We start from the raw sequence: 13,106 nt of genomic DNA on the forward strand, positions 1-13,106 counted from the left end.
TGTTTATTTTGCGGAAGCCGAAGTCGCAGGTTCGTTGAGGAGCTTCCAGGATGTTCCGTCGAACTTCGCCATGCGAAGCGACTGATAGGGTGTGTAGTCCTCGGGCGAGGTGCTGAGCTCAATTCCGGGCAGCATCATCTTGAAGTGCTTTCCCTTCATGTTGGTCGCCTGTTTCAGCAGGTTCTCCCGTGTCAGATCGTCTCCGCAGCGCATCAGCGCATCGACGATCCCCTGCGAGATGATGTAGCCGGAGAGCGCGACGAAATCGCCGGGATTGTCGTTCGGCACCCAGTTCTTCATGAACTCGACGTATTCCTTCACCTCGGCGTCGTCGGTCCAGGCGGGATCGCCGGCCTGCTTGGTGAACTGCGTCGTCATGATGCCTTGCGCATTGGCCAAACCGGCCGGTTCCAGCACCGTCTTGACGGAGTTGGTCGGGCTTGCGAGGAACTGCAGCGGGCTCCAGCCCATCTCCTTCACCTTGCGCAACCCTTGCGCGGTGAACTTCGGCGTGGAGAAATACAGCAGGACGTCGGCGCCGGAGTCCTTCAAGCGGACGATCTGGGAATCGATGGTCGGTTCGGTTATTTCGTAGGCAATCTCGGCCACAATCCTGGTCTTGTCTCCGAGCGAAGCCTTCAGCCCGGTCAGGAAGTCCTTTCCAAAGTCATCGTTTTGGTAGAGCACGCCGACCTTGGCGTCCGGCTTGGTCTTCAGGATGTATTGTCCGAACGTTCTGCCTTCCATCTCGAAGCCCGGATACATCGGGACGCTCCAGGGGAAGTTCTTCGGGTCGGCGAAGCGACGCCCGCCCGCTGAAATGAAGATATGCGGCACCTTGGTCCCGTTGAGATATTTCTGGATAGCAACGTTCGGCGTGGTGCCCACCGTGCCGACGTCAGCCAGCACGCCGTCATCCTCGACCAGCTTGCGGGTCTGTTCGATGGCCTTGGGAGGACTGAAGGCGTTGTCGAGCGAGATCAGCTTGATCTTGCGACCGTTAATTCCACCTGATGCGTTGACCATCTCGAAATAGCCGGTCATCAGCCTGCCGTAGCTCGAGAAGGCCGACGCCGGACCGCTATAAGGCACGGTCTGGCCGAGCTTGATTTCCGTATCGGTGACCCCCGGTCCATATTTCGTCTCGGCGGCGAACGCGCCGCCGATGGTCGAAAGCGCCATCGCAGCGATTGCGGCCGTCAGTCCAAATGTCCGGATCATTGTTCCCTCTCGATCTTCCTTTGAAAATTCACGTTTGTCAGTTGCCATCTCAGCTTCCGGTCGCGCCGATTGCGACCTCGGGCAGTCCGAGCGCGCCATAGGCGCCGGCCGAAATGGCATCGCGCAGCTCGGCCTTGCGAATCTTGCCGGTCGCTGTCATCGGCAGCGCGGTGACGAAGATAACGTCATCCGGGAGCCACCATTTTGGCAGCCGTGCCGCGAGATGCTCGATCAATTGTTCGCGCGAGGCCGAGCAGCCCGACTTCAGGGTGGCGAACAGCAGCGGGCGTTCCTGCCATCGCGGATGCGAGACGCCGACCACCGCGGCCAGCGCCAGCGCCGGATGCTCCATCGCCGCCGACTCTACGGTAACACTGCTGATCCACTCGCCGCCGGACTTGATGACGTCCTTTGAACGGTCGACGATTTCGATGGTGCCATCCCGGTGAATGCGCGCGACGTCGCCGGTGCTCAGCCAGTCTGTCGAAGCCGTTTCCTCGTGGCGGTAGTAACCAGACGCGATGCAGGGACCGCGCGCTTCCAGATGTCCCTGGGTTGTGCCGTCATGCGGCAGTGGCACGCCGTCGTCGCCGACGATGCGCAACTCGGTGCCGAAACCCATGCGGCCCTGCCGCAGCTTGCGTTCAAGCTGTTCTTCCCGGGTCTGTTGGGAAGAGCCGGGGGCAGGGGTCGACCGCACGCCACCGGCGGCTTCCGTCATGCCCCACACCTGTCCAACCGAGATTCCGTGGCTCTCCAGATCCTCGACTAGCGGCTTCGGCGCCTTGGTGCCGGCGACGAGGGCTGCGCGCAGTGAGGGGATCTTGAATCCGGTCTCCTTGAGGTATTGAACGATGCCGAGCCAGACGGTCGGCACCGCTGCGCACGCGGTCACGCCTTCGGCGGCAATCAACTCGCACAGCATCGAAGGTTCGAAGTTCCGGCCCGGAAGTACCAGCTTCTGGCCGTTCATCGGCGCCGTGAACGGCATCATCCAGCCATTGGCGTGGAACAGCGGCGCGATTGGCATCACCGCCTCGAGCTCGCCGGGCCGGAACACGCCGACCATGTCGGCCGTGCTCATGTACAGCGACGCCAGCACGATCGAGCGATGCGAGTATACGATTCCCTTGGGATCGCCAGTGGTGCCGGAGGTGTAACAGATGATGCTGGCCGAGCGTTCATCGAAAGAAGGCCATTGATGGTCGTCCCGCTGCGCCTTCAGGAGCCCTTCGTAGGAAATGATGTTGGCCAGTGAGCTGTCCGGCAGCTCCTCGCTGGCGTCCATGAACAGCCAGCCCTTGACCGATGTCAAATGCGGCGCCAGCGCTTCCGCCAGCTTCAGTGTCGCCGCATCGATGAAGATCCACTGGTCCTCGGCGTGATTGATGATCCGGACCAGCGTGTCCTCAAACAGCCGGGGATTGATGGTGTGAAGGACCAGCCCCTCGCCGGTGACGCCGTAAAACAGTTCGAAATGATGATGGGTGTTCCATGCCAGCGATCCCAGCCGATCGCCGCGCGAGAGGCCGAAGGTGTCGAGTGCGGCTGACAGCCGCAGACAGCGTTGCTTCGCGGCGGAATAGCAGGTGCGGTGGATGCTGCCGTCGACGTTGCGCGAAACGATTTCCGTTTCACCATGCGCGGTCGCGGCGTAGCGAAGAATATCCGTCGTCAGCAACGGTGTATCCATCATCAAGCCGAGCATGACGGATGTCCTCCCTGGTTACTCCGAACGCCCGCCCATTTTTGATGGGTCTGTTGGCGTGTCAGAAAAATGCTAACAGTCGTGAACCAAACGTACAAGCAGTCTAGCCGGTTTTATATCTGGACCGATCCCGACACGCTTGTCAGGATCGTGGACGCGGGATTATTCTGCTGCGACTCGAAAGCGGCTGTTTTCGAGATCGGGCTCCAGACGGGCTTTCTCGGCCAGGGCGTTGGCGATGCTCTGCTCTTTGATGTGGCCATAGCCGCGGATCATTTCCGGCAGTCGGGCCAGCCTGGCGAGGAGCGGGATACCCCGCGCTTTCACGGCCATAATGTGCTGCTCGATCATCGCGAAGTAATCGTCGATCAGCTTCCGTTCCGCTCGGCGCTCGGCGGTATATCCAAAGGGATCGAACGCGGTGCCGCGAAGGAATTTCAGCCGTGCCAGCAGCCGGAAAACGTGGATTATCCAGCCGCCATACTCTTTCTTTTGCAGATGGCCCGTCACCTTGTCACGGCGCGCCAGCAGCGGCGCGGCCAGATGGAATTTGAGGCGGACGTCGCCCTCGAATTTGTCGCCCAAACGGGCGACGAAAGCGCCGTCGGTATAGAGCCGAGCCACCTCGTACTCGTCCTTGTAGGCCATCAGCTTGAATAGGTTCTTTGCCACCGCTTCGGTGAGTTCGCTGGAGCCCGGCGACGCCTCGGCCTCAGCGCTGCGAACCCTCGTCACCGCCGTGAGATAACGGTCGGCATAGGCCCGATTCTGATATTCGCTCAGGAATTTTGCCCGATAGGCGATTGTTTCGTCGAGGGTTCGCGTGGTCGTCGCCGCGCGGGCCCGGAACTGGGTGACGCTGCGAACGCGTGCGAGGTCGTGCGCGGCCAGCCGACCCCACGCAAACGCCTGCTTGTTCATTTCGACCGCGGCGCCATTGATCTCGATGGCTCTCAGGATGCCTTCCAGCGAAAGCGGAATCGCCCCTTTCTGGAACGCAAGCCCGAGCATGAAGGCATTGGTCGCGATGCTGTCGCCCATCAGGGCTGACGCGATGCCGGTGGCGTCGATGATGTCGAGGTTGTTGTCGCCGACGGCACTGCGAAGCGCATCCTGCATGGCGTTCATTTCGAAGTCGATGTCGGGATTCATCACGAAACTGGCGGTGGGCTGCAAGTCGGCGTTGACGATGGCGAGCGTCACGCCGCGCTCGACACGGCTTAGCGCCGTCGGATTGGCCGATACCACGATATCGCAGCCAAGAATGAGGTCGGCGCCGCCCGACGCGATGCGGACGGTCGAGATATCCTCCGGACTGGGAGCGATCCGCACATGGCTCATGACCGCGCCGTTCTTCTGCGCAAGGCCCGTGAAGTCGAGCGCGGAACAGCCGTGGCCGTCGAGATGCGCGGCCATCCCGAGCAGCGCGCCGATCGTGATGACGCCGGTGCCGCCGATGCCGGTGACGAGGATGTTGTAGGGTGCTTCCAGTTGGCGTTGCGGCGGCAATGGCAGGTCGGCGAACAGCTGGCCTGAATCGACGGACGAGGTCTGGGCTTGCTTGAGCGTGCCGCCATGGACGGTGACAAAACTCGGGCAAAATCCCTCGACGCAGGAATAGTCCTTGTTGCAGTTCGACTGGTCGATCTGGCGCTTGCGGCCGAATTCGGTATCCAGCGGCTGCACCGAGACGCAGTTCGAGGCCTGCGAGCAGTCGCCGCAGCCTTCACATACGAGGTCGTTGATGAAGACGCGCTTGGGCGGATCGGGATACAGCCCGCGCTTGCGGCGGCGGCGCTTTTCGGCCGCGCAGGTCTGGTCGTAGACCAGGACAGAAAGCCCCTTGACCTCGCGCAACTCGCGCTGGACCTGGTCCATATCGCGGCGATGATGGACGGTGGCGCCGGCCGGGAAATAGCTCTTGTTCGGATATTTGCCGGGATCGTCTGACACAATGGCGAGGCGTTTGGCGCCTTCGGCCCAGACCTGATGGGCAATCTGCGAGACGGTTAGTCCACCCTCGGCCGGCTGGCCGCCGGTCATCGCGACGGCGTCATTGTAGAGAATCTTGTAGGTGATGTTGACGCCGGCGGCGGCCGCGGCCCGCAACGCCAGCAATCCGGAATGCGTATAGGTGCCGTCGCCGAGGTTCTGAAAGATGTGGGGTTCCGTCGTGAAGGGCGCCTGACCGATCCAGCTCACGCCCTCAGCGCCCATATGCGATATTAGCGCGGTGCGCCGGCTTGGCACCGAGAGCGCCATGCCGTGACAGCCGATGCCCGCCATGGCGCGGCTGCCTTCCGGAATCTTGGTCGAGGTGTTGTGCGGACAGCCGGAGCAGAAATAGGGCGTCCGCTGCAGCGCCATTGGGGCATGCGCGGTCGCCGGATGTTCAAATGCTTCCAGCCGCGCCAGCCGCTGTTCCAGCGCCGGGCTTTGATGACCAAGCCGGCGCAGCCGGGCGACCAGTGCGGCGGCAACCATGGTCGGCGTCAGTTCGCCCTCGCTCGGTAGCAACACCGCGCCGCGCTCGTCGCGTTTGCCGACCACGGACGGGCGCTTCGAGGCATCCATGTTGTAGAGAATCCGCACCAGCTGGTCTTCGATGAAGCCGCGCTTTTCCTCGACCACCAGCACGTCCTGCAGCCCTTCGGCAAAACGCCTCGCGCCGCTCTCTTCCAGCGGCCAGGTCATCGCGATCTTGTAGATACGCAGGCCAAGGTCTTGCGCGTCCCGCTCAGTGATGCCGAGGTCCGCCAGCGCCTGCCGCAAATCGAGATAGGCTTTGCCGGTGGCAGCGATGCCGAGCCGCGCCGGCTTGCTGTCGAGTACCACGCGGTCGAGCTGGTTGGCGCGGGCGAAGGCGGCAACCGCATCCATCTTCGGGCCGTGCAGCCGTCGCTCCTGTTCCAACGGGGCGTCGGGCCATCGGATATTCAATCCGCCCGGCGGCATTTCGAAGTCGGTCGGCAGCACCACCTGGATGCGCGACGGGTCACTGTAGATCGATGCGGAACTCTCGACCGTCTCCGAGATCGCCTTGAAGCCGACCCAGCAGCCGGAAAATCGCGAAAGCGCAAAGCCGTAAAGGCCGAGATCGAGATAATCCTGCAGCGTTGCCGGGTTGAACACCGGCATCAATGCTGCGGCGAACACTTGATCGCTCTGGTGCGCCAGTGTCGAGGACTGGCAGCCATGATCATCGCCGGCGAGCGCAATCACGCCGCCGTTGCGCGATGTGCCGGCCGAGTTGGCATGCTTGAGCGCGTCGACCGAGCGGTCGACGCCGGGGCCCTTGCCGTACCAGATCCCGAACACGCCATCGACCTTGGCGCCCGGAAACATCCCGACCTGCTGGCTGCCCCACACCGCGGTCGCCGCCAGATCCTCGTTCAGCCCGGGGACGAAGGCGATGTCCTGCGATTGCAGGAACGACTTCGCTTTCCACAAGGCGCTGTCGTACATGCCGAGCGGTGACCCCCGATATCCTGAAATGAATCCGGCGGTGTTGAGATTCTGCAGCCGGTCGCGTTCGCGCTGCAGCATAGGCAGTCGCACCAGCGCCTGGATCCCGGAAAGATAGATTCGCTTGCTGTCGAGACGGTACTTGTCGTCCAACCCGATCTGCATCAGCGTCATCTTGTGGCTCCGTTGAAAGGCTTTGACGGGCTGGAGGGAGGGCCGGCTTGTTGCTTGTTCATTATGGGCGGCTATTCGCAGGGCGCTGACAGGCCATCGACGTCAAGCAGATCGATGCGGTCAACCAGTGAAAACGATGTGTCGCCAATGTCAATTTCGGTGAAGAAGTTCATCGGATCGGCATGCCCGCAGATCACGTCGGCGAAGTGCCATGCGGCAGATCCGACCGCCTTGCCGTCCGCTATGATCTCCAGCCTGACCGGGTGATTGGCGCCGACGCCGCGGGAAGTCTGGTACCCGTCGGCGACGCAATAGAGTTCGATCCGGACCTTGCCTGCTGAAATACTCTGAACCGACAGTTCGATATCGATGAATCCGAAGGCGGGGTCATCGTTCGAGCCCTTCTCATAGAAATAGAACGCCCCGATCTTGCCGTGCACGCATGGGCCAAGCTTGCGGTCCCGCGGCACCTGCGGATCCGGCCGCGCGGGTGTTCGCGGCGGCAGCGGCCCCAGCGAACAGAATTGCCGGTACGAATAACACTCTCCCACGCGTGTCTCCCTGATCTCTGCTGTTTCGCCTCTCACTGCGTCCGGTTCAGGAAGCGCGCGGCATTTGCCGCCAATGCCTCCCGGCTCGCGCCAAGCGCCTGTTCGGCGAATTGGGCAGGGCGATCCTGCTTGATTGAAAACGGGTAGTCCGATCCGACCACGATATGATCCACGCCGACGGAGGCGGCGAGGAATCGCAGCGTGGGCCCGTCGTAGAGGATAGTGTCGTAATAGAACGCTCGCGCCATCTCAGCGGGGTTGCGCGCAAACAGGTCCTGCAGTGGAGGACCGAGGCCGTGCGCATGCTTCAGGCGCGGCAGAATCCACGGCAGCGCGCCGCCGCCATGGCTCAGCAATATCCGCAATTTGGGAAAGCTCTCGGTGATGCCGTGAGCCAGCAGCGAGGTCGCGGCGAGCGCGGTTTCCAGCGGGAAGGCGGCGACGGCCGCGAGCTCCGGGCGGCCGGCCATTCGCTCCAGGCCGGACGGATGCAACGGATGGATCATGATCGCGAGATCGGCTTCCTCGGCGGCGGCATAAAGCTCATGCATGCGCGGATCGCCCAGCGCCACGCCATTGATATGAGTGCCGATTTCGATCCCGCAAAGCCCTGACGCCTTGATGCCGGACATGCGGCGCGCCGCAAGGGCAGGGTCCTGAACCGGGGCCATACCGATGCCGACGAAACTTTGAGGATGCGCCGCGCACAGCCCTGCGATGGCGCTGTTAATATGATCGGACAGCAGGTCGGCATCGTCGGCGGGAAACCAGTGCGACAGCAATTCCGGCATCGGGGAAACGACCTGAACGTCGACGTCGTCCGATCGCATGTCCTGCAGGCGGCGGTCGGCGTCCCAGCTTCGGGAATCGATCACACGAAAGACCTTCCCGCCGACCATCACTGCCGAGCTGGTGCGGTCGCGGTGTTCGATCGAAGGCCAGAGTGGATTGCGTCCTGCGGCAGGCGGCATCGTGTCGGGAACAAAGTGGGTATGCACGTCGATCGCCCTCGCCACCCCTTATTCTCCCCTGGTGATCGCACTGCGATAATAGCGTGGATCGACATTATCACTTTACAAGCAGGTTGGACTGTTTTTAATGTAGACGCAATCGAAGAATAATTCAGGCCACTTCCCACGTTCGCCAAAAACGGGAACAGAGCAGAAGTCTTGGGAGTGACGGACGGGTGCTACCACTCGAGAAAATCGTGATTGCAGGTGCCGGTCAAGCCGGAGGGCGCGCGGCCGAGGCGCTGCGGTCCGCCGGCTTTCGCGGCTCGGTCACGGTGATTGGCGAGGAAAGGCATCTGCCCTACGAGCGCCCGCAGCTGTCAAAGGAAGTGCTGGCCGCGCCGGATGCGCCGGTGGCCTATCTCAAGCCGGCCGCCGATTGGGCCGATCTGCTCGACGTCACCATGGTGACCGGCGCCGCCGTGGTAGCATGCGATCCCGCGCGACAGACCGTTGCAACGGGCGACGGCAAGATTTTTGACTATGACCGGCTGCTGCTCGCCACCGGCACGAGACCCCGGCGGATCCCGATATTTCCCGAAACAGATGCGCGCGTTCACTATCTTCGTAACATCGAAGACGCCCTGCAGCTGCGCCAGTCGTTCCATCGCCAAGCCCGGGTCGTCATCATTGGCGGTGGCGTCATCGGTCTCGAGGCCGCCTGCGCCGCGGCAAAGCATAGCTGCGACGTTAGCGTTGTCGAGAGCCAGGAACGGTTGTTGGCGCGGGCATTTCCCGGCCTGGTGAGCGACGTCGTCGAGGCAAGGCATCGCAATCATGGCGTCCGCTTCGAATTCGGCGCGACGGTCGCGGCTGCGACCCTGGACGGCGTGCGCCTGACCAACGGAATCGAGCTGAAGGCGGACGTCATCCTGGTTGGCATTGGGGTCGATCCCAGCAACGCGATTGGGCGTGATCTCGGTCTGTCAGCCGATGCCGGCATCGCGGTCGACGCCTGCGGGCGAACGGCGGCCCCCAACGTGTTCTGCGCTGGTGACGTGGCGCTGCAATGGAGCAAGTGCCACGGCCGCGCAATCAGGGTCGAGACCTGGGCCAACGCACAGAACCAGGCGATCTGCGTCGCCGGCAACATGGCCGGGGCCGATCGCGAATACGGCGACCCGCCATGGTTCTGGTCCGATCAATACGATCTCAACATCCAGGTTGTCGGCGACATGCTCGATGCCGACCATATCGTGCGCGGCGATATCGGCAGCCATCGCTTCTCGGTGGCGGCGATGCGCGGCAGCGAGATCGTCGGCGCCATCTCGGTCAACGCCGCCAAGGACATGGCGATGTTCCGCCGGCTGGTCGCACGGCAATCAAGGCTCGAACGATCCGATGTTGAATCGACTGCATACGATCTGCGGCGGGCACTTAAAACCAGTTGAGGGAGGCACGCCGATGAATGCGATTGGGCCGATGAAGACAGCGCTTCTGATCGATGAATCGAAGAAGATCTTCAAGGTTTCGAGGCAGGCCTTCGTCGATCCCGCCATTCTGGAAATCGAGCGCACCCAGATCTTCGACAAATGCTGGCTCTATCTCGGCCACAGCTCGGAACTTGCCAAGCCCGGCGATTTCGTCACTCGTTCGGTCGGAGGCCGCAACATCCTGTTCGCGCGTGATGGCAAGGGCAATCTCAAGGCGATGCTCAACACCTGTCCGCATCGCGGCGCGCAGGTCTGCCGCGAGAAGCACGGCAGCGCGAAATCCTTCCAGTGTTTCTATCATGGCTGGGTGTTCGGCCTCGACGGCACGCTACGCAGCCAGCCCGGAGAAGCCTCCTATGCCGCGGACTTCAAGGAACGCAGCACCTCCAACATGCAGCAGGTGCCGCGGTTCGACAGCTACCGCGATCTGAATTTCATCTGCTTAGACAAGAACGTCGAAAGCCTCTCGGACTATCTCGGCCCTGTCAAAGAATATCTCGATCTGATCTGCGATCAGGCGGAAACCGAGATGACGATTGTCGGCGGCACGCAGGAATATTCGATGCGCGCCAACTGGAAGTTACTGACCGAGAACAGCATCGACGGCTATCACGCGCTGACGACTCACGCGACCTACCTGGATTATCTCAAGGCAACGACCGGCGGGCTTGCTCAGGTCGCATTTTCGGGTTCGGCGCGCGATCTCGGCAAGGGCCACGCGGTTCTCGAATACAAGGCGCCATGGGGTCGGCCGGTGGCGCAGTGGATTCCCTCCTGGGGCGAGGAGGGCAAGCGCGAACTTTCGCGGCTCTATGACGGGCTGGTCAAACGGTTTGGCACCGAGCGGGCGGATCGCATCGCCACCTTCAACAGGAACCTGTTCATTTTCCCGAACCTGGTGATCAATGACATCATGGCGGTGACGGTGCGGACCTATTATCCCGCGGCACCCGATTTTATGAACATCAGCGCCTGGGCGCTCGCCCCCAAGGAGGAGACCGAGTGGGCGCGGAAATACCGGCTGTTCAATTTCCTCGAATTTCTCGGCCCTGGCGGCTTTGCAACCCCTGACGACGTCGAGGCCCTCGAACAGTGCCAGCGCGGCTTTCGCAATTCCAGCGAGGCGCAGTGGAACGATATTTCGAAGGGCATGGGCAAGGAAGATGCGGCTTACGATGACGAGGCCCAGATGCGGGCATTCTGGTCGGGCTGGAACGACCGCATCTTTCAGGTGCCGGCATGAGCGACGGAGTAGCAGCGATGCAAACCATTGCCCGCGCGGATGTCGAGGATTTCCTGTTCGCGGAGGCCGAACTGCTCGACGAATGGCGGTTGCCGGAATGGCTGGAATTGTTCACGGACGACGCGATTTATTACGTCCCGGCAACGGATCTGGCCGTCGATGCCTCGCCTGACAATAACCTGTTCTATGTCGCCGACGATCGCTTCCGGCTCAGCGAGCGGGTCAAGCGCTTGATGAAACGAACCGCGCATGCCGAGTTCCCGCATTCGCGGACACGGCATCTGGTCAGCAATGTCCGGATCAGGAGACGGATCGGCGACGACATCGAGGTCAGTTCGGCGTTCATTACCTACCGCACCAAGGACGGTGTTACGGACACCTATTTTGGTGGCAACAGGTATCGTCTGGTGCCGGAGGACGGCACTTTCCGCATCAAAGAAAAGCGCGTTCTGCTCGACAGCGAAGGTCTTCGCGCCCAGGGGCGCGTCAGCATTATTTTGTGAAAGCAAGGTTGGGATGGATCAGAAACTGAAGGACAACGTCGCTATCGTCACCGGCGCGGCGCGAGGCATCGGCCTTGCGATCGCCGAACGGCTGGCGCGCGACGGCGCCAGGCTCGTCGTTGCGGACCTGGATGGCGCCGAACTCGGCCGAGCGGTGACACATCTCGGCAAGGAATTCGGAGCCGAGGTTGTCGGTCACGCCGGTGATCTGTCGTCGGAAAGCGTCGCCAAGGCGACGATCGATCTGGCGGTGGATCGGTTCGGCCGGCTCGACGTCCTGGTCAACAATGCCGGCGGCGGCATTATCAAGGCTTTCGCCGAGCATACTCCGGAGACACTGCGGACCACGATCGATCGCAATTTGTGGACCGTGCTGTGGTGCTCCTGGCATGCGATCCCGAAAATGCGCGCCAATTCCTACGGGCGGATCGTCAATCTTGGCGCCGACTCGGTTCGCAACGGATTGTGGGATCATGCCGCCTACAACGCCGCGAAGGGCGGGGTGCACGGCCTGACCACCGGGATGGCGCGCGAATTCGCGCTCGACGGCATCACCGTCAACACGGTGGCGCCATGTGCCGTGAACACTCCGCAGATGGTTGCGATCACCAAGCGTGATCCGGCGCTCGCGGCGAAATTCGTTAGTGTAATTCCAATGGGCCGCCCAGCCGAGATGGAGGAAGTCGCTTCCATAGTCAGCTATCTTGCATCCGCCGAAGCGTCGTTCGTGACCGGGCAGGTCATCAGCGTGAACGGCGGAAGCACCATGCTGTGAGGGCCAGGGCGATGCCGGAAACCGTCGTGCTGTGCGGGATCGATGAGGTAACAGAAGGCGAGATCAGGCAGGCCTCACTGCCGGACGGCTCGCATGTGGCCTTGTACCGCGTCGGTGAGGCGATCTACGCGACCGCGGACAAATGCACCCATGGCGAGGTGTCGCTGTCGGAGGAGGGGATTTTGACGGGAAAGATCGTGGAGTGCACATTTCATTTCGGAACGTTTGACGTCACCACGGGCGAGCCGACCGGCATGCCCTGCGAGGTTCCGCTCAAAACCTATCCGGTCAAGGTGATCGACCAACAAGTCTGCATCGAGGTCTGACATGGCAGTTCGCGCAACCAAAACTTCTCCGGCGGCCCCTTCCGCACGGCGCACGGTCGAGACAGCGCGGCACCGCACCCAGGCCGAACGCAGCGAGGAAACCCGCACCCGTATCCTGAAGGCCGCGGCCAATCTCATCCGCAAGCGCGGCTATGCGCGCTTCCGGACGGCGGAGGTGGCGAAGGAAGCCGGGCTGTCCCGCGGCGCCCAGCTGCACCATTTCCCGACCAAGGATTCCCTTGTTGTCGCGACCCTCGAATTCGTCTTCGAACAGGCGCGGGTGCTCAGCCGGCGCAGGGCGTCCGCCGCGAACAAGCCGCGCGATTTGATCGAGGCGGTGATCGAGGACGCACGGGAGTTCTTCTTCAGCGAGCACTTCATGGTCGCCATCGATATCGTGCTTTCGACCTCGACCGATCAATCGGTACGCAAAGAGATCCTCGAGATTTCGCGGAAGGCGCGGCGTCCGGTCGAGGCTGCATGGACGGAGGCGCTGGCGGCGAACGGCGTTTCGGCACAGCTCGCTTCCGACCTTGTCGCCTTGACCCTCAGCCTGGTTCGAGGAATGGCGCTGCGAACCCTGTGGGATAACGATCCGAAATGGTTCGACGAGCTGTTTGTGCTCTGGCGTCAGATGATCAAGGTGTTTCTTAGCGATCAGCAGCCGCGATCGAGACCGCGGTGAGCGGGAACCAGT

General features: G+C 62.1%; 11 protein-coding genes. 6 read left to right on the forward strand and 5 right to left on the reverse strand.

Translation table 11 applies throughout. The annotated features are described in order from the left end of the window. Positions 1 to 3 precede the first annotated feature (3 nt). From IVB32_RS41090 to IVB32_RS41110, 5 genes are all read right to left on the reverse strand, one after another. Complete coding sequence (locus IVB32_RS41090; RefSeq protein ID WP_247368493.1) at positions 4 to 1,221, reverse strand: ABC transporter substrate-binding protein; 1,218 nt, start codon at positions 1,219 to 1,221, stop codon at positions 4 to 6. A gap of 49 nt (positions 1,222 to 1,270) precedes the next feature. Beyond that, the gene (locus IVB32_RS41095) at positions 1,271 to 2,929 is read right to left on the reverse strand and encodes a long-chain fatty acid--CoA ligase (RefSeq protein ID WP_247368492.1); all 1,659 of its coding nucleotides are present in this window, start codon (positions 2,927 to 2,929) and stop codon (positions 1,271 to 1,273) included. A gap of 162 nt (positions 2,930 to 3,091) precedes the next feature. Continuing rightward, entirely contained in the window at positions 3,092 to 6,568 is a 3,477-nt protein-coding gene (locus IVB32_RS41100) for an indolepyruvate ferredoxin oxidoreductase family protein (RefSeq protein ID WP_247368490.1), read from the reverse strand. Positions 6,569 to 6,639: 71 nt separating this feature from the next. Further along, on the reverse strand, positions 6,640 to 7,008 hold the full coding sequence (locus IVB32_RS41105) for a hypothetical protein (protein WP_247368488.1): 369 nt from the start codon (positions 7,006 to 7,008) through the stop codon (positions 6,640 to 6,642). A gap of 143 nt (positions 7,009 to 7,151) precedes the next feature. Then, the gene (locus IVB32_RS41110; RefSeq protein WP_247368486.1) at positions 7,152 to 8,135 is read right to left on the reverse strand and encodes an amidohydrolase family protein; all 984 of its coding nucleotides are present in this window, start codon (positions 8,133 to 8,135) and stop codon (positions 7,152 to 7,154) included. A 191-nt stretch (positions 8,136 to 8,326) separates the two neighbouring features. Here IVB32_RS41110 and IVB32_RS41115 point away from each other — a divergent pair, with 191 nt between their 5' ends. From IVB32_RS41115 to IVB32_RS41140, 6 genes are read left to right on the forward strand one after another with little or no spacing between them, the layout of a single operon-like run. Beyond that, positions 8,327 to 9,520, forward strand: a complete 1,194-nt coding sequence (locus IVB32_RS41115) for an FAD-dependent oxidoreductase (RefSeq protein WP_247368485.1) — start codon at positions 8,327 to 8,329, stop codon at positions 9,518 to 9,520. A gap of 31 nt (positions 9,521 to 9,551) precedes the next feature. Next, positions 9,552 to 10,805, forward strand: a complete 1,254-nt coding sequence (locus tag IVB32_RS41120) for an aromatic ring-hydroxylating dioxygenase subunit alpha (RefSeq protein ID WP_247368481.1) — start codon at positions 9,552 to 9,554, stop codon at positions 10,803 to 10,805. A 17-nt stretch (positions 10,806 to 10,822) separates the two neighbouring features. Beyond that, entirely contained in the window at positions 10,823 to 11,308 is a 486-nt protein-coding gene (locus tag IVB32_RS41125) for an aromatic-ring-hydroxylating dioxygenase subunit beta (protein ID WP_247368479.1), read from the forward strand. Positions 11,309 to 11,321: 13 nt separating this feature from the next. Further along, complete coding sequence (locus tag IVB32_RS41130; RefSeq protein ID WP_247368477.1) at positions 11,322 to 12,083, forward strand: SDR family oxidoreductase; 762 nt, start codon at positions 11,322 to 11,324, stop codon at positions 12,081 to 12,083. 11 nt (positions 12,084 to 12,094) lie between these two features. Beyond that, positions 12,095 to 12,409 (forward strand): non-heme iron oxygenase ferredoxin subunit, encoded by a 315-nt coding sequence (locus tag IVB32_RS41135; RefSeq protein WP_247368475.1) that lies wholly within the window; start codon positions 12,095 to 12,097, stop codon positions 12,407 to 12,409. Position 12,410: 1 nt separating this feature from the next. Further along, the gene (locus tag IVB32_RS41140) at positions 12,411 to 13,094 is read left to right on the forward strand and encodes a TetR/AcrR family transcriptional regulator (protein ID WP_247413167.1); all 684 of its coding nucleotides are present in this window, start codon (positions 12,411 to 12,413) and stop codon (positions 13,092 to 13,094) included. Positions 13,095 to 13,106 lie beyond the last annotated feature (12 nt).

Origin of the sequence: Bradyrhizobium sp. 23 (assembly GCF_023073295.1) — a bacterium.
Classification (GTDB): Bacteria; Pseudomonadota; Alphaproteobacteria; order Rhizobiales; family Xanthobacteraceae; genus Bradyrhizobium; species Bradyrhizobium canariense_D.

What these genes read in the sequence shown, in the direction of transcription:
- IVB32_RS41125 (WP_247368479.1), top strand. Translation starts at nt 10,823, where the DNA reads ATGCAAACCATTGCCCGCGCGGATGTCGAGGATTTCCTGTTCGCGGAG.
- IVB32_RS41135 (WP_247368475.1), top strand. Translation starts at nt 12,095, where the DNA reads ATGCCGGAAACCGTCGTGCTGTGCGGGATCGATGAGGTAACAGAAGGC.
- IVB32_RS41090 (WP_247368493.1), bottom strand. Translation starts at nt 1,221, where the DNA reads ATGATCCGGACATTTGGACTGACGGCCGCAATCGCTGCGATGGCGCTT.
- IVB32_RS41100 (WP_247368490.1), bottom strand. Translation starts at nt 6,568, where the DNA reads ATGACGCTGATGCAGATCGGGTTGGACGACAAGTACCGTCTCGACAGC.
- IVB32_RS41140 (WP_247413167.1), top strand. Translation starts at nt 12,411, where the DNA reads ATGGCAGTTCGCGCAACCAAAACTTCTCCGGCGGCCCCTTCCGCACGG.
- IVB32_RS41130 (WP_247368477.1), top strand. Translation starts at nt 11,322, where the DNA reads ATGGATCAGAAACTGAAGGACAACGTCGCTATCGTCACCGGCGCGGCG.
- IVB32_RS41120 (WP_247368481.1), top strand. Translation starts at nt 9,552, where the DNA reads ATGAAGACAGCGCTTCTGATCGATGAATCGAAGAAGATCTTCAAGGTT.
- IVB32_RS41095 (WP_247368492.1), bottom strand. Translation starts at nt 2,929, where the DNA reads ATGCTCGGCTTGATGATGGATACACCGTTGCTGACGACGGATATTCTT.